Annotated in this window: 25 protein-coding genes and 1 pseudogene; 8 read left to right on the plus strand and 18 right to left on the minus strand. The window is 42.4% G+C overall.

Annotated elements, in window-relative coordinates; genetic code table 11:
- Positions 1-55 precede the first annotated feature (55 nt).
- The 6 genes from LZD48_RS14375 (at position 56) to LZD48_RS14400 (ending at position 4,786) form a co-directional block, all read left to right on the plus strand.
- Positions 56-871 carry a glycoside hydrolase domain-containing protein gene (locus LZD48_RS14375; RefSeq protein ID WP_235763416.1) on the plus strand — a complete coding sequence of 272 codons (816 nt, stop codon included), beginning with the start codon at positions 56-58 and terminating at the stop codon, positions 869-871.
- Positions 872-1,472: 601 nt separating this feature from the next.
- The gene (locus LZD48_RS14380) at positions 1,473-2,198 is read left to right on the plus strand and encodes an ABC transporter ATP-binding protein (protein WP_235763417.1); all 726 of its coding nucleotides are present in this window, start codon (positions 1,473-1,475) and stop codon (positions 2,196-2,198) included.
- A complete protein-coding gene (locus tag LZD48_RS14385) occupies positions 2,195-2,965 on the plus strand; it encodes an ABC transporter permease (protein WP_235763418.1) in 771 nt (256 codons plus the stop codon). The genes LZD48_RS14380 and LZD48_RS14385 overlap by 4 nt, the downstream gene beginning before the upstream one ends.
- 122 nt (positions 2,966-3,087) lie before the next feature.
- Positions 3,088-3,519: a MarR family winged helix-turn-helix transcriptional regulator gene (locus tag LZD48_RS14390; RefSeq protein ID WP_235763419.1), complete on the plus strand. Its 432-nt coding sequence runs from the start codon at positions 3,088-3,090 to the stop codon at positions 3,517-3,519.
- Between the two features lie 43 nt (positions 3,520-3,562).
- Complete coding sequence (locus LZD48_RS14395) at positions 3,563-4,171, plus strand: flavin reductase family protein (protein WP_235763420.1); 609 nt, start codon at positions 3,563-3,565, stop codon at positions 4,169-4,171.
- A gap of 18 nt (positions 4,172-4,189) precedes the next feature.
- Positions 4,190-4,786, plus strand: coding sequence for an alpha/beta hydrolase (locus tag LZD48_RS14400; RefSeq protein ID WP_235763421.1), 597 nt, complete (start codon positions 4,190-4,192; stop codon positions 4,784-4,786).
- A gap of 498 nt (positions 4,787-5,284) precedes the next feature.
- Here LZD48_RS14400 and LZD48_RS14405 read toward each other — a convergent pair whose 3' ends face one another.
- From LZD48_RS14405 to LZD48_RS14430, 6 genes and pseudogenes are all read right to left on the minus strand, one after another.
- Positions 5,285-6,145: a VOC family protein gene (locus LZD48_RS14405; RefSeq protein WP_235763422.1), complete on the minus strand. Its 861-nt coding sequence runs from the start codon at positions 6,143-6,145 to the stop codon at positions 5,285-5,287.
- Positions 6,146-6,288: 143 nt separating this feature from the next.
- Positions 6,289-6,882, minus strand: coding sequence for a lysophospholipid acyltransferase family protein (locus tag LZD48_RS14410; protein ID WP_235763423.1), 594 nt, complete (start codon positions 6,880-6,882; stop codon positions 6,289-6,291).
- A gap of 262 nt (positions 6,883-7,144) precedes the next feature.
- Positions 7,145-7,381 (minus strand): annotated as a pseudogene (locus tag LZD48_RS14415) (zinc-binding dehydrogenase); the annotation flags it as partial.
- 127 nt (positions 7,382-7,508) lie between these two features.
- The gene (locus LZD48_RS14420; protein WP_235763424.1) at positions 7,509-8,612 is read right to left on the minus strand and encodes a mechanosensitive ion channel family protein; all 1,104 of its coding nucleotides are present in this window, start codon (positions 8,610-8,612) and stop codon (positions 7,509-7,511) included.
- Positions 8,613-8,695: 83 nt separating this feature from the next.
- Complete coding sequence (gene aroD / locus LZD48_RS14425) at positions 8,696-9,460, minus strand: type I 3-dehydroquinate dehydratase (RefSeq protein ID WP_235763425.1); 765 nt, start codon at positions 9,458-9,460, stop codon at positions 8,696-8,698.
- Positions 9,461-10,184: 724 nt separating this feature from the next.
- Positions 10,185-10,634, minus strand: a complete 450-nt coding sequence (locus LZD48_RS14430; RefSeq protein WP_235763426.1) for a HicA family toxin-antitoxin system — start codon at positions 10,632-10,634, stop codon at positions 10,185-10,187.
- Between the two features lie 200 nt (positions 10,635-10,834).
- On the opposite strand from LZD48_RS14430, the gene LZD48_RS14435 reads away from it, so the two are divergent.
- Entirely contained in the window at positions 10,835-11,203 is a 369-nt protein-coding gene (locus LZD48_RS14435) for a hypothetical protein (protein ID WP_235763427.1), read from the plus strand.
- 389 nt (positions 11,204-11,592) lie between these two features.
- Here the strand turns inward: LZD48_RS14435 and LZD48_RS14440 are convergent, their stop codons facing one another.
- From LZD48_RS14440 to LZD48_RS14490, 11 genes are all read right to left on the minus strand, one after another.
- Entirely contained in the window at positions 11,593-13,026 is a 1,434-nt protein-coding gene (locus tag LZD48_RS14440) for an ABC transporter ATP-binding protein (protein ID WP_235763428.1), read from the minus strand.
- 12 nt (positions 13,027-13,038) lie between these two features.
- Entirely contained in the window at positions 13,039-13,896 is an 858-nt protein-coding gene (locus LZD48_RS14445) for an ABC transporter permease (RefSeq protein ID WP_235763429.1), read from the minus strand.
- Complete coding sequence (locus LZD48_RS14450; protein ID WP_235763430.1) at positions 13,897-14,886, minus strand: ABC transporter permease; 990 nt, start codon at positions 14,884-14,886, stop codon at positions 13,897-13,899.
- Between the two features lie 5 nt (positions 14,887-14,891).
- On the minus strand, positions 14,892-16,493 hold the full coding sequence (locus LZD48_RS14455; RefSeq protein WP_235763431.1) for an ABC transporter substrate-binding protein: 1,602 nt from the start codon (positions 16,491-16,493) through the stop codon (positions 14,892-14,894).
- Positions 16,494-16,555: 62 nt separating this feature from the next.
- Positions 16,556-17,380, minus strand: a complete 825-nt coding sequence (locus LZD48_RS14460) for an urease accessory protein UreD (RefSeq protein WP_235763432.1) — start codon at positions 17,378-17,380, stop codon at positions 16,556-16,558.
- Positions 17,373-17,993, minus strand: a complete 621-nt coding sequence (ureG, locus tag LZD48_RS14465; RefSeq protein WP_235763433.1) for an urease accessory protein UreG — start codon at positions 17,991-17,993, stop codon at positions 17,373-17,375. Before ureG ends, LZD48_RS14460 begins: the two co-directional genes overlap by 8 nt.
- Positions 17,994-18,179: 186 nt before the next feature.
- Positions 18,180-18,866: an urease accessory protein UreF gene (locus LZD48_RS14470; protein WP_235763434.1), complete on the minus strand. Its 687-nt coding sequence runs from the start codon at positions 18,864-18,866 to the stop codon at positions 18,180-18,182.
- Positions 18,859-19,314 (minus strand): urease accessory protein UreE, encoded by a 456-nt coding sequence (ureE, locus tag LZD48_RS14475; protein ID WP_235763435.1) that lies wholly within the window; start codon positions 19,312-19,314, stop codon positions 18,859-18,861. Before ureE ends, LZD48_RS14470 begins: the two co-directional genes overlap by 8 nt.
- Positions 19,315-19,325: 11 nt before the next feature.
- Positions 19,326-21,044: an urease subunit alpha gene (gene ureC / locus LZD48_RS14480; RefSeq protein ID WP_235763436.1), complete on the minus strand. Its 1,719-nt coding sequence runs from the start codon at positions 21,042-21,044 to the stop codon at positions 19,326-19,328.
- Positions 21,041-21,364: an urease subunit beta gene (locus LZD48_RS14485; RefSeq protein WP_235763437.1), complete on the minus strand. Its 324-nt coding sequence runs from the start codon at positions 21,362-21,364 to the stop codon at positions 21,041-21,043. The genes ureC and LZD48_RS14485 overlap by 4 nt, the downstream gene beginning before the upstream one ends.
- 39 nt (positions 21,365-21,403) lie before the next feature.
- Entirely contained in the window at positions 21,404-21,706 is a 303-nt protein-coding gene (locus LZD48_RS14490) for an urease subunit gamma (RefSeq protein WP_235763438.1), read from the minus strand.
- Between the two features lie 866 nt (positions 21,707-22,572).
- On the opposite strand from LZD48_RS14490, the gene LZD48_RS14495 reads away from it, so the two are divergent.
- Entirely contained in the window at positions 22,573-23,235 is a 663-nt protein-coding gene (locus tag LZD48_RS14495) for a GntR family transcriptional regulator (RefSeq protein WP_235763439.1), read from the plus strand.
- A 102-nt stretch (positions 23,236-23,337) separates the two neighbouring features.
- On the opposite strand, the gene brnQ is transcribed toward LZD48_RS14495, so the two are convergent.
- On the minus strand, positions 23,338-24,699 hold the full coding sequence (gene brnQ / locus LZD48_RS14500) for a branched-chain amino acid transport system II carrier protein (protein WP_235763440.1): 1,362 nt from the start codon (positions 24,697-24,699) through the stop codon (positions 23,338-23,340).
- Between the last annotated feature and the right edge of the window lie 158 nt (positions 24,700-24,857).

The following is a 24,857-nucleotide window of genomic DNA, read 5'->3' on the forward strand; positions in this document are numbered from 1 at the left end:
AAGAACCCATACATTCACAATCCCCCTTTCATATACTGCGAAAGGGGGATTGTGAATGAAAAATAATGAAATTTTATTATTTATCGGACTTGCCGCTATCATTGTTGCGATACCATTTCTATTGCTTCTCTTTTCTGACGCAAAATTGACATTTCCCGGGCTTTCAAATGATTTTTTAGATGAGGAAAAGGATACGAATAAAAACGATGATGATAATGAAGGTGAGGATACGCAACAATTTTATTGGGGAGTCGATTCAGCGAGTTATACCGACGAGAATCTCTTCCAATGTGTTATGGAGAACTTTGGCAAGCCAGAGGTCTGGGGACGTTATCTCGAAGACCGGGAAGGAATCTCTTTTGGGCTTGATACAGCTGAGATTGATTATTTGCATCAACATGATATTCGAATCCTCGTGATCTATAATCATGTAAATGATGCGCGCGGATTTGAGAACGGCACAGAACATGCGGAGCAAGCAATACAGTTTGCTGAAAACGCTGGGGTTCCGGAGGGCGTTGCAATCTTTGGTGATATTGAGCCGGACTATCCAGTTGATTACGCTTTTATCAATGGTTGGTATAATACATTAACGAATTCAGAATATGCACCTGGAATTTATGGGGTGTTCAATGAAGGTAGCGAATTAACGCTTGCGTTTGAAGCATTGGATACAAGTATCCAAGAAAATACAATTGTCTGGACCGCTTATCCGCAACATGAAATTACGACACAGGAAAATGCTCCAGCATTCAATCCAGAAGGACCTGCCGCCGCTCCTGTTCTCGGCTGGCAATACGCAATTGAGGCTCAAAGCTGCACCATTGATACAAATCTGTTTTCTCGGGATATGATGGACTATTTGTGGTGAATCGATGTGCAAGGGAATCCGGAAAGAACATTTATGTATTCGTCAGTGCCTTTTGCTAAGCATTATCACCGCTGACTGGCTATGATTGAGCTGCTCATTGCCCGGAGTGGACTTTCTCAATGAAACCGGGTGCTGACAGGGCTACTCTGCTCTCCGTCACGTGATTTTTCAGCGAGAGCGGTAACCGACACAACCGCTCTCTTCCTTTTAATAGGTTTTTTCAGCACGGACAGGCACATTCCACTCCCAATCCTAGACAACCCCACCCAAACCAGGCATTGATACTTCCTTCCCCCTCCTCAACGTCAGAGCAACTGGGACAGCCGTTCTGACCGAGGCTGCTGAAAAAGTACACTAATTTCAAGCGAATGGAAACCGATTCCCAAATTTCATGTAAAATAACCTATGAAAGTGGGGAATAAATACCTGTTTTCACTCGATTTTGGTTATCAAAGTGGGAAAAATAATTTCCATAATATGTTTTTCAGCAGCCTCGTTCTGACCCCATGTCCCGCTTTTCTTCATGTATTCAGGCAATATAGGGTAAACTGATACATAGGCAAGCTGTTTTAATTGAACGAGATAGAAAAGAGGAATACAGATGAATAACGAACAAGCAATTGAATTAAAAAACGTCTCTTACGCTGATGGTCCATTAAAAATAATAAAGAATGTTACAGGTTCATTCCGGAAGGGTAAAATCACTTCTCTCGTCGGCCCGTCCGGTGCTGGGAAAACAACCTTATTCAGACTTTGTAATGGAATCATTTCTCCTACACATGGCAGGATTATTATCCAAGCAAAACCCATCCAAGTATACGAACCGACCGATTTAAGGAGAAATGTAGGACTAGCTCTGCAAAGCGCAACAATGATTGCAGGGACCGTTTATAAAAATCTACAACTTCCCAGAATACTTGCGGGAGATGCATTGCCGGAGGATGAGGCTGCCGATTTACTTGCAGCAGTAGGCTTGGATAAAGATTTACTGATGCGACATGTCGGTGATCTTTCCGGTGGACAGAAGCAAAAGGTTTCCATTGCCCGGACACTTGTAAACCGTCCGGAAATTTTACTGCTCGATGAAATCACATCATCCCTTGACCGTATCTCGACCCATGATATTGAGAACTTGATTGAAAAGATCAATAGAGAATACAACGTGACGATCATCTGGATTACCCATAATTTAAACCAAGCAATTCAGATCAGTGATGACACATGGGTCATGATGAATGGACAATTAATCGAATCCGGACCAAGCAGTCTGCTGACCAATCCAAAGAATGTGCAAGTGAAACAATTTGTAAAGGGGGATTTCGCATGAGTTTCCTGACCCTTTCACTAGCTCTCGTTTTTGTCCTCATCCCCTTAATCCTGACAAAGACATTGAATCTTGGCCTTGGAAAAGACACAGTTATCGCGACAGTACGCTCCATTATCCAATTGCTTGCTGTCGGTTATATTTTAACCTTCGTATTTGCAACAGAAAATCTGATCTATATTATTTTAATGGTCATTCTCATGATTACCGCGGCAACCCACAACGCAAGAAAAAAAGGAGCGGCCATTCAAGGAATCACCTGGAAGCTCATTGTGACCTTCGTATTTATCGAAGTGCTGACCCAAGGAATACTGATTGGCTTTAAGATTACTCCTCCAGAAGCACAATACATTATCCCAATTAGTGGTATGCTAATCGGAAACTCGATGGTGCTCTCGATTCTTTTTTTAAACCGGTTCACAGCGGAAATCGAAGCGAGAAAAGATGAAACAGAACTTATCCTTTCCTTGGGAGGGACACCGAAGCAAGCCATTCACCATTCGCTCATTACTGCCATCAAAGCGAGCATGATTCCGACAATTGAAAGCCAGAAAACAATCGGACTCGTTCAGCTTCCAGGTATGATGAGCGGGCAAATTATTGCGGGAGCCGATCCAATGCAAGCTGTCCAATTTCAATTGCTCATTCTATTCCTGTTACTAACGACAGCGGCGGTAACGAGTATCATGCTCGGTTTCCTATCTTATCCGACTCTTTTTAATAGCCGGATGCAGCTCATTAAATTACCGGACAACAACAACCCCGCCTAGTCGCGTATCAGGCGGGGGTTTTTTATCTAAGTAGAACGCTTGACAGACTATCCATTAACCTCTATAATTTTAGTTAATTAAATATATCTTAATTCAGTATATATGAAAAGGAGTTAATAGCTATGTGTGAAAATTTATCTTTGAAGTCCTTTGTCGTTTTAATGAAAGCATCGAAGACATTAGAAGAAATGGTAAAAAAAGATATTGCTGACCACGGAATGAAATTATCCGACTTTTCCATTCTGGAAGCACTATACCATAAAGGCAGACAAACAATCAAGCAAATATCTGAAGCGGTACTCATTAATACTGGTTCAATCACATATGTCATCGATAAACTGGAGAAAAATGAGCTACTACGCCGAACAAATTGTAAAGACGACCGTCGTGTCATTTATATTGAAATCACGGATAAGGGAAATGAAGTAATGGATAAAATTTTCCCTAAACATCAAGAGCGAATTGAAGAAGTCTTCGAGGGTGTATCAGAAGAACATAAACAGATTGTGATCGAAACGATTAAAACAGTAGGTAAACGAGCAGAGAAAATTTAATCAATGACTTTTTAAAAATATAAGCGTTAAGAGGTGCCACAACATGCTTTCCATTCATCCACAGGATCAAACGGAAAGAGAAAATTATAAGCTGTTAATCGGCTCCATCATTCCACGGCCCATTGCCTTTATTACAACTCAATCTTCAGCCGGAATTATAAATGCAGCGCCTTTCAGCTATTTCAATATCGCCGCAACCGACCCTCCGATGCTTGCCGTTTCGATTCAACGGAAGGACGACGCCCAGAAGGATTCTGCCAAAAATATGATGGAAACGAAGGAATTCGTCATTCATATTGTCGATGAGTATAATGTAGCTGAAATCAATAAAACAGCCGCATCACTTTCACCGGATGAAAGTGAAATCGATGTAACAGAGCTGGACTTGGTCGAAAGTACAAATATAGCTGTACCTGCTGTTAAGCAAGCAAAAGTTCGATTTGAATGTACGTTGGAAAAGGCAGTAGAACTTGGACAAACCGAGAGAATTACTTCTGATTTAATCATCGGTAAAGTCGAGAGATTCCATATCGCAGAAGAAGTTTATGAAGCTGGAAAAATCAATTACGATAAACTCCAAGCCATAAGCCGACTGGCCGGACATGATTACGCCAAAATTGGAGAGATATTTACAATCGAAAGACCAAAATAAGAGAGGAAGATTGAATAATTGAAACACGTATTCCAAAAAGGAAATGACCCATCAAGACCAACATTGCTCTTACTGCACGGTACCGGAGGAAATGAACATGACTTGCTCCCCCTTGCAGAGGTTATCGATAAAGCTGCAAACGTACTAAGCGTTCGCGGAAATATTCTTGAAAACGGAATGCCTAGGTTTTTTAAGCGACTGGCAGAAGGAGTTTTTGATGAAGAGGATTTAATTTTCCGAACACAGGAATTAAATGTATTTCTCGACGAAGCAGCGGAAAAATATGAATTTGACCGGAACAATATAACTGCTGTCGGGTATTCCAATGGTGCAAATATTGCAGCGAGCTTGATGTTCCATTATCAGGATGCACTGAAGACAGCGATTCTCCACCACCCAATGGTGCCAAGAAGAGGGATTGATTTGCCTGACTTAACTGGTAAGCGTGTATTTATCGCAGCTGGTACGAATGATCCAATTTGTCCAGCACAGGAATCAGAGGAATTGGATACGCTACTTGCAGGTGCTGGAGCGGAAGTCGAGCTCCACTGGGAAAATCGCGGGCACCAATTAACGATGACGGAAGTGCAAGCCGCTGCTGCTTGGTATAAATAATAAAGTGAAACTTCATTTCGTGGGGCTTTTCTTTCTCCATTGAATGTTAGTTGAACAGAATCAGGGATTTACGGACTGTTTATCCCTCAACATCACATGTTCGGTTTCCCTCATGTTTAGAAGTGGGGGATTACAGACCGTTCATGCATGAAATAAGTGTGCAAATTAAATGAAGTCGCAGGGCTTACACATGTTCAATGTAAACCCTGCGACTATTTAAATTATTTTACTCCTAAATTGTAAATGGTAAGATCGGGAAAAGGAGGTTGTTTCTTTGGACGGACTTGTTTTTCTCATTGCAAGCTTCATCGGTCCATTTATCGCCCTTATCATAATTGCAGTTGCAATTATACGGTCCATTAAAAAGTAGATTAAAACTTCATTCAGTGGGGATATCTTTTACCCCTATTTCGAATTTTAGTTGGTCCTTCTATTAGACAGATCTAATGATTTTGCACTTATTTTGTCCAATTTCCGCTGTTATCTCGCCGCCGCTATTCATCCAATCACAAAACGAAGCGTGTTTCCCGATGGGTCTTCAACGAAATAATCGCCATCCGCCTCACGAATTGGTGCATTAAGTTTCCGAACATTTTCTAAAGTTGTCTGTCTTGTGCTTTCATCTGGAAAAACAAGCTTGAACCAGTTCAGTCCGACACTATTTTCCGGTGTTCTTGGTGCACCTACCCCGTTCCAGGTATTCATGCCGATATGGTGATGGTAACCGTTACTCGATGTGAATAAAGCTCCAGGCAGTTCGGTCACAACATCATAGCCGATTCCATTAATATAGAACTCGCGCGCCACTTCAATATCAGACACATGCAAATGAATATGCCCCATGATTGTATCTTCTGGCATTCCTTCCCATGGTGCCTTCCGGTCTGCGAGTAACCCTTGTGCGTCAAGTGCAACTGTCCCCATGGATACCATGCTTCCTTCCCACTCCCATGTTCCGGAATCCCGGTCATGTGCGATTTCGATCCCATTACCATCTGGGTCGTCGAAATATAAAGCTTCACTTACAAAGTGATCAGAAGCCCCTAAGCGCATATTTCCTCCCGATTTTTCCGCGATATGTTGCAGCAATGCGGCAAGATCAGAACGATTTGGAAGCAAAATTGCATAGTGATACAATCCAGCTGTACGCGGAGCTTTCGGTTGTACTCCTTCTGGCTGAACAAGTGTGAGGATTGCTTTTTCACCATCTGCAGTCAGCTTAGCTTCCGTAGCTGTTTGCTCCAATACTTTAAACCCGAGGAAATCCCGGTAAAATTCTAATGACCTTTCCAAGTCTGTTACATTAATACTTACTTCGCCAACATAAATCGTTGGACTTTGAAAAAACTTTTTCTCCATATCTATTCTTCCCTTTCAATTATATTACCATTTTACACTAAGTTACTATATGTAAGTGTAGGGTATAAATGTATGAATGTCAACAAAAGAAAGACCTTAAGATAAACATTCTGTCTGTTTATCATAAGGTCTATGCGTTGTTATCATTTTTCTCTCAGTTGTCTTTGCAAGTTATACATTTCGACATTCAATTTTTCCATCATCGTATCCATTGCTTCTCTTCGCGGCTGGTCTTCGGGCAAGTAAATCGGATCACCGAAAATAAGCTTTGGCTTCTGGAATTTGAGCAAATCTTTAAAGTTGTTCGGACCAACGTAAGCTGCAGGTATAATCGGTGCTTTACCATAAGCTGCGATCGTTACGGCACCGCGCTTTAAAGGGACTTCCTCGGTTGATCTCGTTCCGCTTGGGAAGATTCCAATGATCTTCCCTTCCTTCAGTAGCTTACGGGGTACCTTGATTGTGCTCGGTCCCGGATTATCCCGGTCGACTGGGAAAGCATTCAAGACATTCATCAGCCAATTTGTGAATTTCGTCTGGAACAATTCCTTCTTTGCCATATAATGAATTTGCTTAGGCAGTAAGGATACCCCAAGCCATAAAATATCAACCCAACCTGTATGTGTACAAGCAATAATGTATCCGCCATTATCTGGTAATTTTTCTTTCTGATAGACTTTGATTCTTCCAAAAATAGTTAAGATAATTTTTACTACGTTCGCTGCAAAATTATACATTGCCTTTCCTCCTACACTCGTGCATCTCCCTTATTTTATCATAAAGGAGGAGGAACGGGTATCCTTTACTTGGGGGAGTTAGTTCTTTTTTCAGATAAAAACCTGTGACTTTTTAATGTAATAAACGTCTTAATTATGAGTCTTAAAAAAGGAGGCGAAATCGTTTTGCAGGATAAAGCAAAAGAAGAAATTGCAGATTGGTATCGACATTACAGCGATTCCGTGTTCAAATATATTCTAATGATTTTCGTGATCACCAACAACCTCCAATCGAATCAATAGCAGCATCTGCACCCCTTCCATTTGTTAACTCCATCACAGTTTCAGTAAGTGAAGTGCTTGAAGTGTTTATAACATGAGACGCACCCAGTTCAAGTAAATCTTCCGTAAGTTTATCATTTCGTGTAACTGCAACTAACTAAAAACCTAGCCCCTTCGCTAATTGAGCAAATTTCCGTCCTATCGAAGAACCACACGCATTAACCAATAAACGATCATTTGCAATTGAAATTATTGAAATCGATGAATGATTCAAGGTTTATTTATAACTGGCGAAAAATAGAGTGATTTCTAAGCAGGAAAAAACCCTACAATCGTTGTAGAGTTCCTCCGTCTTCGAGTGAAGATTATTCGGTTGCCCGGTCTCTCCCCTGGGATTCTTCTTCCTCCGACTCAACCATAAGCCGTCTCGTCGGAACAGCAATTTCAATACCTTCTTCTTCAAGAATATCGAGAATTCTAAAGTTAATATCTTCACGGACTGCCAAGTGCTCTGCCCAAACCGTTGTCTTCGTAAAGAAGTAAAGCAAGAGCTCAAAGCCATCCTCCTGATATTGTTCGAAATAGACCATAATCGTTTCCGGATGGACTTCATCATGCTCCCTGAGCATCGTATTGATTTTTTCCAATACGTTTTTAACTTTTTCTTTAGGTGTATCATATATAAGTCGAATGGAAAAGTTAATTCGACGTTTGCCCATTTTACTCCAGTTTGTAATATTTTCATTTGCAAGGGTATTATTTGGAACTGTAACAAGTGCGTCTTCAAAGGTTCGGATCTTCGTACTTCTGAAGCTGATATCTTCTACCGTTCCTTCAACGGATGGTGTTAAAATCCAATCTCCTAGCGTGAACGGTTTTTCCGATATAATGACGACTCCGCCAAGAATATTAGCTAGGGCATCTTTAGCCGCAAGGGAAATAGCAAGTCCACCAAGGCCAAGTCCGGCAATAAACCCTTCGATACTGTAATCGAATTCTTGCAGAATGATCGTTAAACTGATTGCGATGATGATCACTTGCAAGGTTCGCGATAAAAGCGGAATCAGAATATCATCTATTTTAATATTCGTCCGCTGATTGATTTTATAAAACACATTGGATGAGGATGATGATAAATTAAGCAGTCCCCAAGTAATTAACACGATAAGCGCTACCTTGACGAGAGTAATAAACCAATCCTGGTGATGATTAAAGTAAGGATATAACCGTAAAGCCACATAAAGCCCTACGATGATGAATAGCCATTCCACCGGTTTTTGAAAGGATTGGAAAATATTCGATAGAAAATTAACTTTCGTCTTATTGATCAACCGCATGATGATGCGGAAGACATATTTTGTAAATAATTTGCGGAACAGCAAGAATAAGAGAAAGACTCCTACTGCGATTCCTAAGTTTTTCAAGTGTGTATAGGATATAAGAAATTCCCAATTTTCCAACGTGAACATTGTTAAACCTCCAACTTATCTAGCTGCAATTCATTGTGATGTACGCCATTTTATAGTTGATTTTTCCATTTGTAAACTGCTAGCTACTGGGCATTATGAATGATTTGCAGAATCTTTTTCATCTCGCCTGCAGACACCTGTCCCGGTGCGGAAGCGTGCTTCACCGTTGCAAACGTAAGCACAGATCCGAAAATCTCTCCACTCATCCGGGTCACGATACCGCGACTCCCCATTGCAATCATAATCATTTTGCGGTTTGGATATAACTTTTTCAATTTTAGGTTCGCTTGAATTACCGTGAGGACATCTTCCTCTTTGACCGGCATGACAGCAACTTTCGGAATATCCCCGCCAAGTTCAAGCATTTTTTCTACCCGGTTCATAATTTCCGGTGTGTCAGGTGTCTGTTTGAAATCATGATTTGAAATAATCGTTAAAACTTGCTGTTCTTTTGCGATTGCAACTAGTTCCTTAACGGTATCTTCCCCGCGGAATAATTCAATATCAATCAGCTGGACAGCTCCGGACTCGGCAGCTTGTTTATTCAGTTCCATGTATTGCCTGACAGTGATATCCTTTTCCCCGCCTTCTTCCGCTGTCCGGAAACTGAAGATAAGCGGCATATTTCCCAGTTCTTTTCTTATTTCAGCTAATGCCTCAAGCACCTTTTCCGTATCTCGTCCATACTCAAAGAAATCAACCCGCCATTCTGCAAGATCTGCTTCTGAATTCCGCACTAAGCCGCATTCATCCAGTAACGCTTTTAAAGTAGTTCCTGTTAAAGGGGCACAAACTTTCGGCATTCCTTCACCCAATGTAATATCACCAATTTTATATTCCTGACTCATCTGCTACCAGTCCTTTTTTATGTATTACTATCATTCTAATTTATCCTGGCTAACGTGACAAATGATTGGGTGAGTTGTAATACTTTTAAATAAAACGACACAAAAAAAGTTGAGGGAATTTATTAAGAATTACTTTACCCACTTATTCTTTATGATTCGTCATCTTACTCACTTTAAACAATCCATCAAATAAAAGGATTCCCAAAAAGCCAAATGAGTATAAATCCTACTATAATTCCTACTATAAATATTCCTATTTTCTTCACTATTCCCCACCACTTTTAGAATGCTAATATTTTTAATTCCCTTTTTTTGTATTTCTAAACCGGGATTTACGGACTGTATATCCCCACCTTCACATTTTGGCTTTCCCTCATGTCTAGAGGCGGGGATACTACAGACCGTTAATGCGTGATAAAAAGTTTCGGTGTTTGTCAAATGAATGAATTTCATAATTACCAAAGTCGGCTTTTCCATCACCATATGTAGTTGGGAACGAACTAAATCAACTACATATGGTGATGGTGAAGCATTAAATACGTATTATGAAATTCATTAAATTCATAAAAAACTCAAATCGGCTGCCGTATAAGGTTTTTAAATACTATTCACAACTGAAAAAGCTCAATTCCGGATGGTTCAGTTGTTTATCAGTCTCATCAATAAAAGCATTTGAGAAAATAAAATAGCGCATCCCCCACACACCAAGATGCGCCATACTCTCTTATTCCATATGTTCTTTCATTTTTTCATGAATTTGTTCTTCAATTTTCTCGACACGCTCATCCTGTAACTTTCGTCTCGGTTTTGGATGGAACCATTCGACTTCTCCATCAATGATTGTACCCTTGAATTCTTCGCCTTGGATCTTCAATTTAAATAACTGAAGGTTTCTTCTGCTATTGCTGTTGTTAAGCATTGGCTCGACTTCCATGTTATCCGTGTCATCACTGATGCCGTGCTTTCCAAGAAGCTCGTACACTTCATTTTCGATTGCCTGTAGCTTGTGCTCCGGAACGACTTGTTTTGGGTGCGGGTGCAGCCAGTGAATTTCACCATCATAAAAATCACCCTTGTATTTCTTCCCATCTATGACGAGCTTGAATTGATGCCGTTCATGTGGTCTGTCTTCAAAAATCGGTTCCACTTCAAAATTATCAACCAGTGGAAACACCTCCCTGAAAAATCATTCTCTTCTTATATTCCCTTAAATTTATAGAACCATGCCTGATTTTATAAAATTGAACCATTCCACCATAAAGCGTAAGAATAGGTTTGTCAACCTTCCCTATTTTTTTAAGGTTCTACGAAAAGTGTCATATTTTGTTCGTATCCTTTCATGCTACAATGAACCCGATTAGGAAGGTGAACAAGATGAATAAGGAAGAACAAATCATTGAGATGCTTGGGAAAATCATGGACGAGCACAGCCAAACTTTAGAAAAACATGGCACACAACTTAAAGAACACGGACAAATACTAACTGCGCTCCGTGCTGATCAAGAACATGTAAAAGGAGAACTTGATGGTATGAAAATATCAAACGCTAAAGAATTCGGAGGCTTGAAAGAAGAAGTAAACACGTCCGTAATCAACCAGGAAATTTTACGTAATGATACCTGGGCAAATAAAGTCGATATCCAACGTATGAACAAAGGCGCAAGTTCCCGTTTAGCAACGTACAAACTGCGCCTCCCAGGATGGGAGGTAGTTCGATGTTGCCCCAGGAAGGGGCGAACTTAATCGAACCTCCTTTTTACCGGAAGGGAGATAAAGGAAACTCAGGCGACGGTAGAGAGCCGATGTTGACTTTCATCACAAGGGTATAAGTGCGACTAAGCCTCTGGCTGAAGCCAATCGGCAAGTCTTCTTTATCGATTGCAGGAGTGTGAAGTTTGTCAGTTGTTGGGCGCAGAGCGGACGTGGCTATTGCTGGGAATTCAAATTATCCACAGCATTTTTTTGCTTTCTAGTTTCCCATGCAATAAGAAAACGCTTGGGTTGGCCTAGTGAAATCCAGCTAATTTTCGGACATCCCCTCATTTTTTAACTCCATAGAATCTAATTCCAAAAAAACAGGTCAGAATCCGTGTCTGACCTGCTTTCCTATTCTTCTTATTAAATTGCATCCCTCACCTGATGTCCGTAAAATCAATGATTCGATCAGATATTTTTTCAAGGAGTTGATGATCATGACTTACGGCAAGGACACCAATCCCGCGCTGCCTAGCAAGCTTAAGTACCGCCAGCCAGATTTGCGCTTGGGTCACGGCATCAAGCATCGTTGTCATTTCGTCGGCAATCAGGTAGCGGATATTTTCACTCATCAACGCGCGGGCGACGGAGAAGCGCTGCAGTTCGCCGCCTGACAATTCACTTGGCCAGCGCTTGAACCATTCTTTCCGGATTCCGAGGATATCAAGCAGTTCTGCATCCCACGTCCCTACTTCCTGGAAAATCTTCTCCACCCGCCATCTTGGGTTAATCGCTTGTTCGGGATGCTGCCAAACCATTTGCACAGGATTCACGTCTTCTTTAATCCGTTTAACATCAAGAAGTACTTCTCCTTCTAGCGGGAACATGTAGCCGGCGAGAATTTGCGCCATTGTCGACTTGCCCGCCCCGCTATAACCGAATAACCCAACGACTTCACCCGGCTCGATTGAAAGCTGCAAGTTTTTAAAAAGCCACGGGGAGCCCGGATACCGGTAGCTGATCCCTTTGGCATGGAGTACCTGCTGTTTCTTGTTGCCCTGTTTTTTCTCCTCCAGTGGTGACGTCATAATAAATTCATTTTGCGGTAAGGCGTTCCACAAAGCTTTCGTAAACGGGTGCTCGAGCCGCTCCCCTTTCCCGGAAAAATGGGCAACAGGGGCAATCTCCACCGTTTCTCCTTCGTTGAATACAGCTATCCGGTCAGCAAGTCGGGCTGCAACCGCAATATCATGCGTAATAAACATCATTCCTTTATCTGCAGTCACGAGTTGCCGGAGCTGTTTGATTGTATCGTCAAGTGCTTCCGGATCAATTCCTGGAGTGGGCTCGTCCGCAATGATCAGAGTTGGAGATGCCGTGATTGCTGTTGCTACAAGGACCCTTCTGCTCATGCCGCCCGAAAGTTCAAAAGGATAGAGGTCCACTACATTTTCCTTTAAGCCGACCCGCTCTAAAACAGACCGACTTGCTCTTTTCTTGTTTGACTGAATTTGTTTTCCCGTTTTCATTAAAGGGTCGAGGGCCATAACAGACTGCGGGATAAGCGATATTTCGTTGCCGCGGAGTTTCATCTGTCGCTTTTCAGTCAGCTCCTCCCCTTTATATTGCAATGTACCGTCTGTCCTTGCATTTTCCGGTAAAATTCCCAGTATGGCATCTGCGAGCAGGCTTTTCCCTGAACCGCTCGCTCCAACCACTGCCACAATTTCTCCGGGATAAATACACAAAGAAAAATTGCGGATCACTTCTAGATAAGTTTCCCTCAAACCTCTTTCATATTGCAGAAATCTTAATGAGAAGTCTTTCACTTCAAGCAGTGGCTGTCCATTCATCTTATTATTTGAAACCAATTTGCATCCTCCTTACCCTCTTTGACCATGGAATGGGTCGACGAACTTGCGTACACTTCTGCCAAAAAGATCAAAGAGGCCAACAACGACGAGCAGTGCTAACCCCGGAAAGAATGCAAGCCACCAAGCTCCTGTTGATAAATAACGCATCGATTCCGACAAAATGATTCCGATTGCTGGCGTTTCTGTTGATAAGCCGAAGCCGAGAAAGGTAATCGCCGCTTCGTGTAAAATCACATGCGGGAAAAGTAAAATAAACCCGACGATAAGTTGTGGGATTAAATGGGGTAAATAGTGATTCCTCGCTATCCAGCGCTCTCGCTTACCTAATTGCCGTGAAATCTTTGTATATTCCGCTGTTTTCAACTGCAGTACTTCAGACCGTAATAACCTTGCAAGACTCGGCCAGTGGGTAAGGGAAAGTCCGATTACAACTCCTTTAAACCCTCCGCCTGCAGCAAATGAAATTAAAATCAATGTGACAATATGAGGCATACTTAAGAACAAATCAATCAGCCACGTGACAATCCGGTCCGCAAGTTTATTCCATGCAGCCACCAAACTTAGCAACAGTGCAATGATTGTACTTGAACAGGCCGCGAGAATACCGACACCGATACTAAATATCAGGCCTTTTAGCGTACGCATCAGCATATCCCGACCTAGCCAATCCGTCCCAAACAAATGCTCGAGGGAAGGCGCCCGATTTTTCCCTTCCAGATTAATAGCAATGTTATCGGTTTGAATGAGCAGCCCACTTATGATGATCCCAAGCAGGAGGATGGAAGCAAACAGAATCCCTGCCACCGTCCGCCTGCGCACACTCCAGTTGAAGGAATGAGTTTTCCTGCTCATGCTTTGTGCTTTCATTTACCCACCTTCCCTTCGGATTCTGGGATCAATGACTTTATATAAAATATCTGCAAGTAAATTCCCTGTAAAAACAAAAATCGTACTAAATAAAACAATTCCGAGTAACAGCGGGACGTCCCCGCCAAGTCCGGCATTGACAATTGCTTGTCCAAGACCCGGATAGGAAAAGACTTGTTCTGCCAATACAGCACCTCCGAACAATTCACCAAACGAGGCAAAATGAAGCGAGATTGCTGGTAGCGAGATATTCCGTAACCCATGCCGCTTCAGTAAAGTAAGCCCCCGCTCGCCTCTTGCTTTTGCAAATCGGACATATTCACTCTGCAGCACGTCAATCAATTTCTCGCGCGTATGTAAGGCAACATTGGCAACTCCTACAATACTTAACGTCAGCGCTGGAAGAAACAGATGTCTCACCCGGTCAGCTAGCGATACATCGGCTGCAAGCACTCCGGCAGGTGAACCGAGACCGACCGGGAACCAGCCGAACCAGACGGCAAGTACCATTAAGAATAATAATCCCATCCAGAAAGCTGGCGTCGAAGCAAGGATGAAACAATATCCCTTAATGATACGGTCAAGCCAAGATCCTTCATTCATTCCTGACACAACACCAAGTAAAAATCCGATTCCCCCGGATAGGATCCATGCTACCATCATCAAGAGGAGGGAAGCGAGAAACCGCTCCCCGATTTCACTTGCGACATCACTCCGATAAATCAGTGATGTGCCTAAGTCCCCTTGCAAAATGGTTTTTCCCCAATTGAGATACTGGTTCACCTTTGATTCATTTAACCCCCAGTATTCTGCAATATTTTCTCGTTGTTCCGGACTTACTCTTGTCATATCAGCTCCGATGTAAGACTGGACCGGGTCAATCGGTGATAAACTCAGGAGCGTGAAGGACAGGATGCTGACGGCCACAAGCAGAGTAAGCAGTTTAACAGCTTTCTTCACGGTATATAAAACAATGGATTTGAGCCGCATCTGTCCTAATCTTCCCAGTGCCAATCCGCTATGAATTCTGTAATTGGCCAGCCATGCCCATGCGGCTGTACTTTCTGCTCGCCAATATCCAAGCTTTCATCAACGAAATAGAGATGCTCTAAATTAATGAGCCATGCCCAAGGGGTATCCCCCTTCGATGAGAAGCCAGTTTCTCCGTCCCATTGAGCTCGTTTCCAATATTCATTCGCCTCTTCTAAAGATGTCGCGTTGATTGCTTCTTCCATATATTCATCTACAGTCGGATTGGAGTAATAATTGACATTATAATAGCCTTCCCCCATCGTATTGCTGCTGTAGATATTATACATTTCAAGCGGATCATGGCTTCCCCAGCCCATCATTACAGGGTTAGCATGCATAAGCCGTTCAAGTTCATTCCAGCTTTTCCCTTCTGTGTCGACCTCGATTCCAAGCGCTTTAATCTGGTCAGCGACAGCGATGGAAAGGGATTGCCTTACTTCATCCCCTGCTGGATAGAATATTGTAAAGGAAGCTGTCAACCCATCTTTTTCCCGTGTGCCATCTTCCGTTTCCTGCCATCCGGCATCTTCCAACAATTCTTTTGCTTCTCCCACTCGGTTATCTTCCATTTCTGTCTCCGGATTCCACCATGGGAGCTGGTCGGCAACAGAATAAGCAGGTGTTCCAAAGCCGTCTAAAATACCATCTACCAATGCCTCACGATCCACACCGATATCAATCGCCTTCCGAATCGCTTCGTCAGCCGTCACGTCATTGCCGATTGGGTAACCGTCATCTGTTTCTTCTCCTGCTTCTACGTAGGGAAAAACAATACCCCGGTTGTCAACCGACTCGACTTCAACGAGCTTCATACCTGGAACTTCCTGTTTGGCAAAACTTGGAGTAACCGCTACAACATCAACTTCTCCAGCTTGAGCCGCTGCAAAGGCCGCATCTTCTTCCAAGAAAAGAAATGTTAACCTCGAAAAGTCAGACTGCTCCCCATAATAATGCGGATTCGCTTCGACAATAAGCTGCTGACCTTTATCCCACTGCACGAATTGGTAAGGTCCCGAACCAATCGGATTTTCATTGTACGTCTCATTATACGCATGCTCAGGCACAATCCCGATGCTCGTGAGATGCGATACAAAGGTCGATTCCGGTTGGTTCAATGTGAAAGTGACCTCGTACTCGCCTGTAGCTTCTACCCACTCGAGATTGCTCAAGTCAATGACAGACCCACTCGTCTTAGCTGTTTCAAACGTGAAGACGACATCTTCTCCGGTGAGGGGTTCCCCGTCAGAGAACAACACATCCTCACGTAGTTGTATTATGTATTCAAGTCCATCTTCACTCACCTGATAATCTGTCGCCAAGTCATATTCGATATCAAAGTCCTGATCATAGATCAATAATGTACTTTGGAATATTGGAGAACCATAACTTCCCCAACCAGTCGTCGGATCAAAGCCTTCATCCGGCTCTCCGCCAATCGCGAGTACCAATTCATCTTTTTCTTCCGTTTTCTCCGCTGTTTCTCCACCCCCTGTCGAATTTCCGCTAGAACACGCTCCGATGAAGAGGCTGAGCAGTAACAGTACACTAATGCTAAGTCTTTTCACAACCACAACTCCTTTTCAAATGAAAGATACCCGACTTATCGTCCATCTTGTCGGGCATCTTCTTAATATTTTCTTAAAAAACTTGGCTTCGTCCCGTACCATTCTTTACTGATGACATGATGGCTTGCCGTGATGATTCGTTCAATGACCTGAGTATAGTTTGCCATAATTCGAACCGTAAAACCAGGAATAGCAAGTTTAGATATTCCAAATGAAAAGTCACCTGGTATTCCTGTAATTGTTTCATATAATTGATCGAGCAATTCATCACTCGTCTGTTCACTGACAACGATAAAGGATCCTAAATGGGTGTACCCTTCCATAAAGCCCAATTCGTTCATTTGTTGCGTTTTCGGCTCCAACTTAATATGATCGAAAGCTGCCAGTTCCCCTTCTTTGTATATCTCGGTCTTGAGGCGTAGCATATTATAGCTGAACTGCTCTCCGTCGGGTGACCAGCCGGGGGTTAGAATATCGGAATAAAGCAATGTTGCACCTTGCTCCATATGTATGACATTTTTTTGATGATATCTAGCATCTTTATAAGCTATGAGAGCATCCGGCAAATATTCCAGATAACTATTCTTCCCCATATGGAAGTGTGTTTCCTGATATACTTCTTTGTTCGGTGTTTTATAGACTTTTGTCGCGGACTGTGTGGTGAGCGTGAGCTGTGCTTCTTCTTCAAGGTTCACTTTCATCCGGTACGTGTCACCGTCCAAATAGCCGCCGCCAGGATTCAGCAAGTAATAACATGGAAATGCTCCCTTGTTAAAATAGACAGGGCGCATCACTTTAAATGCACCCTGGAAGTAAACATTTTTAGCGACGCTTCTGCCCTCTCTGTTTTCCATGTCTAGCTCAAGAACGCCTGTCCATTTAGACATCTTGACCCAATCCTTTTAACAAGGCATGTTTATTAATCCAGTCGACTACTTCATCCAGTCCTTCATCATCTTTCAGGTTCGTGAAGATAAATGGTTTATCTCCGCGGAACACTTTCGTATCGGATTCCATCACCTCAAGACTTGCACCGACATATGGAGCTAGATCTGTTTTATTGATAATGAATAGATCCGACTTGATCATCCCTTGACCACCTTTACGGGGAATCTTCTCCCCCTGGGCGACGTCGATGATATAGATGGAGAAATCGACAAGCTCCGGACTGAAGGTAGCAGCAAGGTTGTCACCGCCGCTTTCAATGAACATCAATTCGATATCCGGGTGTCTCTCCGTCAGCTCATCAATTGCCGCAAAGTTCATGGAAGCATCTTCCCTGATTGCTGTATGCGGGCAGCCTCCAGTTTCCACTCCGACGATCCGCTCTTCCGGCAGGACACCATTTTCGACTAAGATTTTCGCGTCTTCTTTCGTATAAATGTCATTTGTAATAACCGCCATACTCACTTTACCGTTCAATGCGCGGGTGATTTTTTCGACTAACATCGTTTTCCCAGCACCAACTGGGCCTCCGACGCCAATTTTAATAGGTTCCATATAAGCATACATCCTTTCTTCATTTGATTGTTTTATCACGTATTAACGGTCAGCAATACCCCACCTCTAAATAGGAGGAAAGCCCAACATATGAAGGTGGGGGATAAACAGTCCGTAAATCCCTGATTCTGCTCAACTAACATTCCGTGGGGATGTAAGGAAAACCCCACGGAATGAAGTTTCACTTTATGAACTGAAAATACGGATTCCGACACGCTCATGCTGCATTTGTGATAATTCAAGCCCTGGGGACACGATACCGAACTCTGACTCCTCCAACTGCATAATCTTTTCCGTCGCTTGTTTTAATTCCGCTTGAAAGGCATAAATGATTTTCTGTCCCGTCGTTTGACCGAGCGGAATTGCTCGGACTGCATTTTGCACCAAGCTTACGACGGTCGAATATAAATAATAGAGAATCGTCGTCTCTTTCTCGACATTTAAATCATGTCCAACAATTGTAAAGGCGAGTGCCGAATGTCCGAAAGCCTGTTTGTTTTTTATTTTTTCTTTATACGTAGCAAGGAGTGGTATTTGATAGATGGATTCAGCGATATCCAACATCCGGTCTCCCATCCGCTGGGTTCCGTCTCGTGATTCCCTTGCAAGATTTTGCACGGTAAGTATCCGATCCAATTCCCACAATCGATTCAATTCATCGTCATTCAGTGCTTCATAGGCCATGCGTGCCGCCAATCCATCTGCAAATGTGAGCTGTTCATGCAGATAAACGTTCAGCCAATCCGTAAATGTCGCTGCATCTTTCACAATATCTTTTTGAATATACGTTTCGAGGCCGAACGATTGACTGAATGCCCCGTTAGGAAAATTGGAATCGCAAAGCTGTAATAAAGAAAGAGCTTGACTAGTCATGGCTATGACCTATATGACGAAATGCTTGTTTTACTTTCCGTTCTTCTCGTTTGAAGGGGATATCCATTTCCCGCAACAACTCTTCTACGAGATAATCGTATTGGACAAGCATGTCAGACATTTCAAATTGTGCCGGTAAGTGACGATTGCCGAGCTGATGGGCGATTGTTCCCATTTCCTGCATATCTCGAGGGCTGATTACAATTAAATCATCGCTCATCACATCGATAATAATCATATTTTCTTCATCCATAAATAAAATATCGCCGGCCATCAAATCCTTTGGATCCTTCAAGCGGATTCCAAGTTCCCTGCCATGATCTGTTTCCACTCGCTGAATTCGTTTCATCAAATGGTCACTCTCTAAATAAACCTTTTCTTTATGGCGTTTCTCAAGCTCCGCAGGGTCTAAATCCTTTATATTTGCTATCACTTTTTCCACTATCAATTCGCTTCACCTCAAAATAAGAAATAACGTTGGCCAAGTGGCACTTCATCTACAGGTTCACATGTAATAAGTTCTCCATCGATCTTCACTTCATACGTTTGTGGATCGACATCAATATCAGGAGTCGCATCATTCAATTTCATATCCTTCTTCGTCAGCTGACGAATGTTTTTCACTGGCAAAATAACTTTTTCAAGGCCTAGCTTTTCTTTGATGTTGTCATCATAAGCAGCCTGGGAAACAAAGGTCATCGAGCTTTGAGACAGCCCCTTACCGAATTGTGCGAACATTGGGCGATAAATGAGCGGCTGTGGTGTCGGGATAGTAGCATTCGGGTCTCCCATTACACTTTGAACAACCATGCCACTTTTCAGAATCATTTCCGGTTTCGCTCCGAAAAACTTTGGATCCCATAAAACGAGGTCAGCCATCTTTCCGACTTCGACCGATCCGACGTATTCATCAATTCCGTGAGCAATTGCAGGGTTGATGGTATATTTTGCGACGTAACGCTTCACCCGGTTGTTATCCGCATATTTGCCGTCACCTTCAAGAAGGCCGCGTTGTTTCTTCATTTTATGGGCTGTTTGCCATGTCCGGAGTGCAACTTCACCAATTCGCCCCATCGCCTGGGCATCCGAACTTGTAATACTGAACACACCGATATCCTGTAAAATGTCTTCCGCTGCGATCGTTTCATTACGGATCCGTGAATCCGCAAACGCAATATCCTCGGGGACCGATGGATTTAAGTTGTGTGCAACCATCACCATATCGAGGTGTTCATCGATTGTGTTTATCGTATAAGGCAAGGTCGGGTTCGTTGATGCAGGCAAGACATTCATATAGCCGGCAGATTTGATCAAGTCGGGCGCATGTCCCCCACCAGCACCTTCTGTATGATACATATGGATACTGCGTCCTTTGATTGCCTTCATCGTATCTTCAAAAAATCCGCTCTCATTCAACGTGTCCGCATGCAGTGCAATTTGAACATCAAATTCATCGGCTACAGTGAGTGAATGGTCAAGTACGGAAGGGGTCGCTCCCCAATCCTCATGAACTTTCAAGCCGATTGCACCCGCTATAATCTGTTCCGCAAGCGGATCCTTTGCTGCTGCGTGTCCCTTTCCTGTTAAGCCGACATTAATCGGGAGGCCTTCCACAGCCCCGAGCATGGAATGGATATGCCATGGTCCCGGTGTCGCTGTGGTTGCCCTGGAACCAGCTCCTGGACCTGCCCCTCCACCGATCAGTGTCGTTGTTCCCGCTGCAAGCGCAACAGCCACCTGATCCGGATTAATGAAGTGGACATGGGTGTCAATCGCACCAGCAGTGACGATCTTCCCTTCACCGGAAATAACTTCTGTTCCTGCCCCAACGATAATATCGACTTTATCCTGGACTAACGGGTTCCCGGCTTTTCCGATACCGGAAATCTTGCCATCCCGCATCGCGATATCAGCTTTATAGATCCCTGTGTAATCAACAATGAGCGCATTCGTGATCACCGTGTCAGGTACACGTTCATCTTCTTCCCTTGTTATGTAAGGGTGCTGGCCCATTCCATCGCGGATGACCTTCCCGCCGCCGAATACGACTTCTTCTCCGTATTTCGCATAATCTTTTTCAACCTGTATAAATAAATCTGTATCTCCAAGCCGGACAGAATCCCCCGTTGTCGGACCATACATCTGTGCATACTGCTCTCGCGACATCTTAAAACTCATCGATTATCCCCCTTATCAAGCGGACCATCCACTTTATTATGGAAGCCATATACTTCTCTTTCGCCAGCAAAGTCAATAAGCTGGATCTCTTTCTCATCGCCTGGTTCAAAGCGGACCGCAGCCCCTGCTGGTATATTCAACCGTTTCCCATAAGCTTTCTCTCGGGTAAACGCTAATGCATTATTCACTTCATAAAAATGATAGTGCGATCCGACTTGAATCGGCCTGTCTCCTTCATTCACGACAAATAGGTTAAGATTTTCCGTACCTTCATTACAGACAATATCTTCTTCTTTTAAAATATATTCTCCTGGAATCATTTGTGATCTCCTTTCTTACAATTAGTTGCGTCTTAAAGATTATCGTATCGGATTATGTACGGTCACTAACTTTGTGCCATCCGGAAATGTCGCTTCCACTTGGATATCAGGAATCATTTCCGGGATTCCATCCATGACATCTTCCCTGCTTAAAATCGTTGCGCCATATTCCATCAATTCTGCCACTGTCTTCCCGTCCCTTGCCCCCTCCACTACTTCATACGTAATGAGGGCAACAGCTTCTGGATGATTCAGCTTTAAACCGCGGTCTTTACGCCTTCTAGCCAAGTCAGCAGCAACAACAATCCATAGTTTTTCTTTTTCACGTGGTGATAGTTGCATTTACCTTCCTCCTAAGTTTTTCAATTGTTCTAGTTATACCCATACAGAGCACATAAGAAACATATTTGCGCTTCTTCTTTCTTTTAAAAAAAGACTTCAAAACAATAGTTTGTTAACCAAATCACAAACATTGCAAGTATAGATATATTCAGTTTTTAAATGCTTTCATTCAGCGTAAGTGTCCGAACCATTCTTCCGGGGGTTCGCAGTCTAGACCTGAGCAGGGAACGTTTTTTTTCCGAGGCAGGCTAAGTTCGCCACGTCCTGTGGAAACGCCCGCATTAGCATGTCCTGTGCGTCAAGGCTGAGGCCGTGCCCGTGGAAAGCATCCGTCCTTTGGGCAACGGAACGGTCATTAGGACTCATAACTAGTGAATGCGTAAACACTTACGCTGAGTGATATCAATAATACTTCATTGATTTAAGTCTTTAGTAAGGTTGAGCGGTATTAATTTTTCAGGTACAAACTAATGAATTTCATAATACGTATTTAATGCTTTATCATCATCATATGTAGTTGGTTCGTTCCCAACTACATGATGGAAAGGCGACTTTGGTGATTATGAAATTCATTCAAACATTAAATCTTTTCATAAATTAATTGGGTCGATGGTTATTAAAGCTTTCGAGATGAGGAATCTCGTATACAAGTAAGAAAGAAGAAGGGAATGTTTCTTACTGCTGTTCCATCTTAATTTGAGTTGGGTATATACAATGCGTACAGCTCATATAGCTCTACTCTAAGCTATTATAAGATTTTCTCGAAAAAAAGCAAACAATACCCTTTTACTGTGATATATTGCATATTTCATTTCGCTGCCATTTCGTATATACTAGATCTATTAGATAAATAAGGAGGTAAAAGGATGCCAATCCCTGAAAATCATTCTACATCCGCCCCGTTAACAGCGAAAGATCATGCGTATAATCAAATTCAACAATGGATTATTGATGGTACCCTCCTACCCGGAGAGAAAATAAATGATACGGAGCTCGCGAAAGCCCTTGGAGTCAGCCGGACACCAATAAGGGAAGCTTTACAAATTCTTGAAACAGAAGGATTTGTAGAAATGTTCCCTGGTAAAGCTACTCAAGTTACGGAAATTAATCGAGATTCTATCCATGATTTACTTCCACCCCTTGCTTCTTTACAGGTTCTCGCAACAGAACTTGCAAGCGAGAAGGTTGATGAATCGATTATTCAAGAATTGGAAGATGTTAATGAACGGTTTGAAGCAGCAATCCAATCGGAAAACTATTATTCTGCATTGAAGATTGACGAATCCTTTCATCAAGTAATCGTGGATGCTGCTGATAATCCATATATTACACAGTTCCTTCGTTCACTCCAAGCACATGTACGAAGACATTTTTTTCATAATGGAATTATTCTTACAGACGCGTCAATCGCCGATCATCGGAACATCATCAATCTTTTAAATGAACAGAAGCCAAAGGAAGCAGCTGAAATTATGCAAAATAATTGGCTGCGAACATTGGACATTCTTACTGGAGACCGACGTGGTTAGTAATAATTTTAGGTATCCACAGTATTTTTTACAGTTTCCTATGTGAAAAAAAGACCCTCGTATGAAGCTTCATACGAGGGTCTTTTTTAAATAATCATTCTCTTAATTGACATTGGTCGCTGCCGGACTTCCGGTCACTCTTGCAATAATTCCTGTGATTAAGATGACAACAAGTGCCGGGACTAGCCAACCAAGCCCTTCATTATAAAGCGGTAAAAAGGACTCGTAAAAATCAAGTACTGGTACCATGAATGCAAAGTCAGCAATTTCCAATGTTCCTGTAAGTGTTTTTAAACCGTCAAAGATACTGATTAAGAAAGTCACCCCAATTGTTGCCACATACACAATACGTGCGTGATTGAATAGTGGTGATAGAAATGTCAGGATCATCAACACAATCGCTAACGGGTATAAGAACATTAATACTGGAATTGAAAATGAAATAATATTCGTTAAGCCAAAGTTCGCAATGATAAATGTAATGGTTGAGAAAAAGACAACAAGTACTTTATAGCTAATCTTCGGGAATAACGTATTGAAATATTCCGCATTCGCAGTAACTAATCCGATTGCTGTCGTTAAACAAGCAAGAATAATCATGACTGCGAGCAACAATGAACCTACATTTCCAAAATAATGGGATGCTGCACCACTTAGAACAGGACCTCCGTTATCGAATAGCCCCAATGTGCCTACTGTCGTGGAACCTAAATATGCAATCCCTAAATAAATGATACCTAATAATGTAATCGCAACAAGACCAGACTTTGTTGCAGCAGATAAAATCTGACCTTTATCTTTAATGCCCAATGCTTTAATCGCATTAATTACAATAATAGCAAACACTAGTGACGCAAGGGCATCCATCGTATTATAACCTTCCAAGAATCCTGTGACGAAAGCTCCGCTCGTATAGCCTTCTTGAGCTTCACCTATCGCACTCATCGGATTGAAAAATGCTACGATTAATAGAACTGCTAGTAATAGCACGAGAGCTGGCGCTAGAATTTTACCGACGTTATTTACTAATTTAGCCGGATATAGTGAAAATACGAGTGTAATAGCAAAAAATATTAATGTAAAAATAAGAAGTCCAGTCTGTTCAGAGCCTTCCGGAACGAACGGCAGAATTCCCACTTCATAAGCAACTGTTCCTGTTCTTGGCGCTGCAAAGAATGGTCCAATTGTTAAATAAAGCAACGCTGTAAAAAATATTCCATAAGCCGGATGTACTCTGCTTGATAGTTCTTGCAAGTTCGCACTTCCTGAAATGGCAATCGCAATAACTCCAAGTAGCGGCAGTCCGACTCCGGTAATCAGGAATCCAATAATGGCCGGCCATAAATTCTCTCCTGCATATTGTCCGAGTTGTGCCGGGAAAATTAAGTTCCCCGCTCCAAAGAATAATGCAAATAACATAAAACCTATTGCTGTATACGCGGACAATGATACTTTGTCTTTCATGTTCCTTCCCCCTAGATGATCATTAATTAGCTCGGTTGATTGAATTATCAAACAATTATATTCAATTTGAGCTATATGCAATATATCGGTTGAAATCTACTATACTACCTTTCTATGTAAAAAACAATAGTCAAACAGCAAATTATTAGATATTTTCC

Source organism: Oceanobacillus alkalisoli, from assembly GCF_021556485.1.
GTDB classification, from domain to species: Bacteria; Bacillota; Bacilli; order Bacillales; family Amphibacillaceae; genus Oceanobacillus; species Oceanobacillus alkalisoli.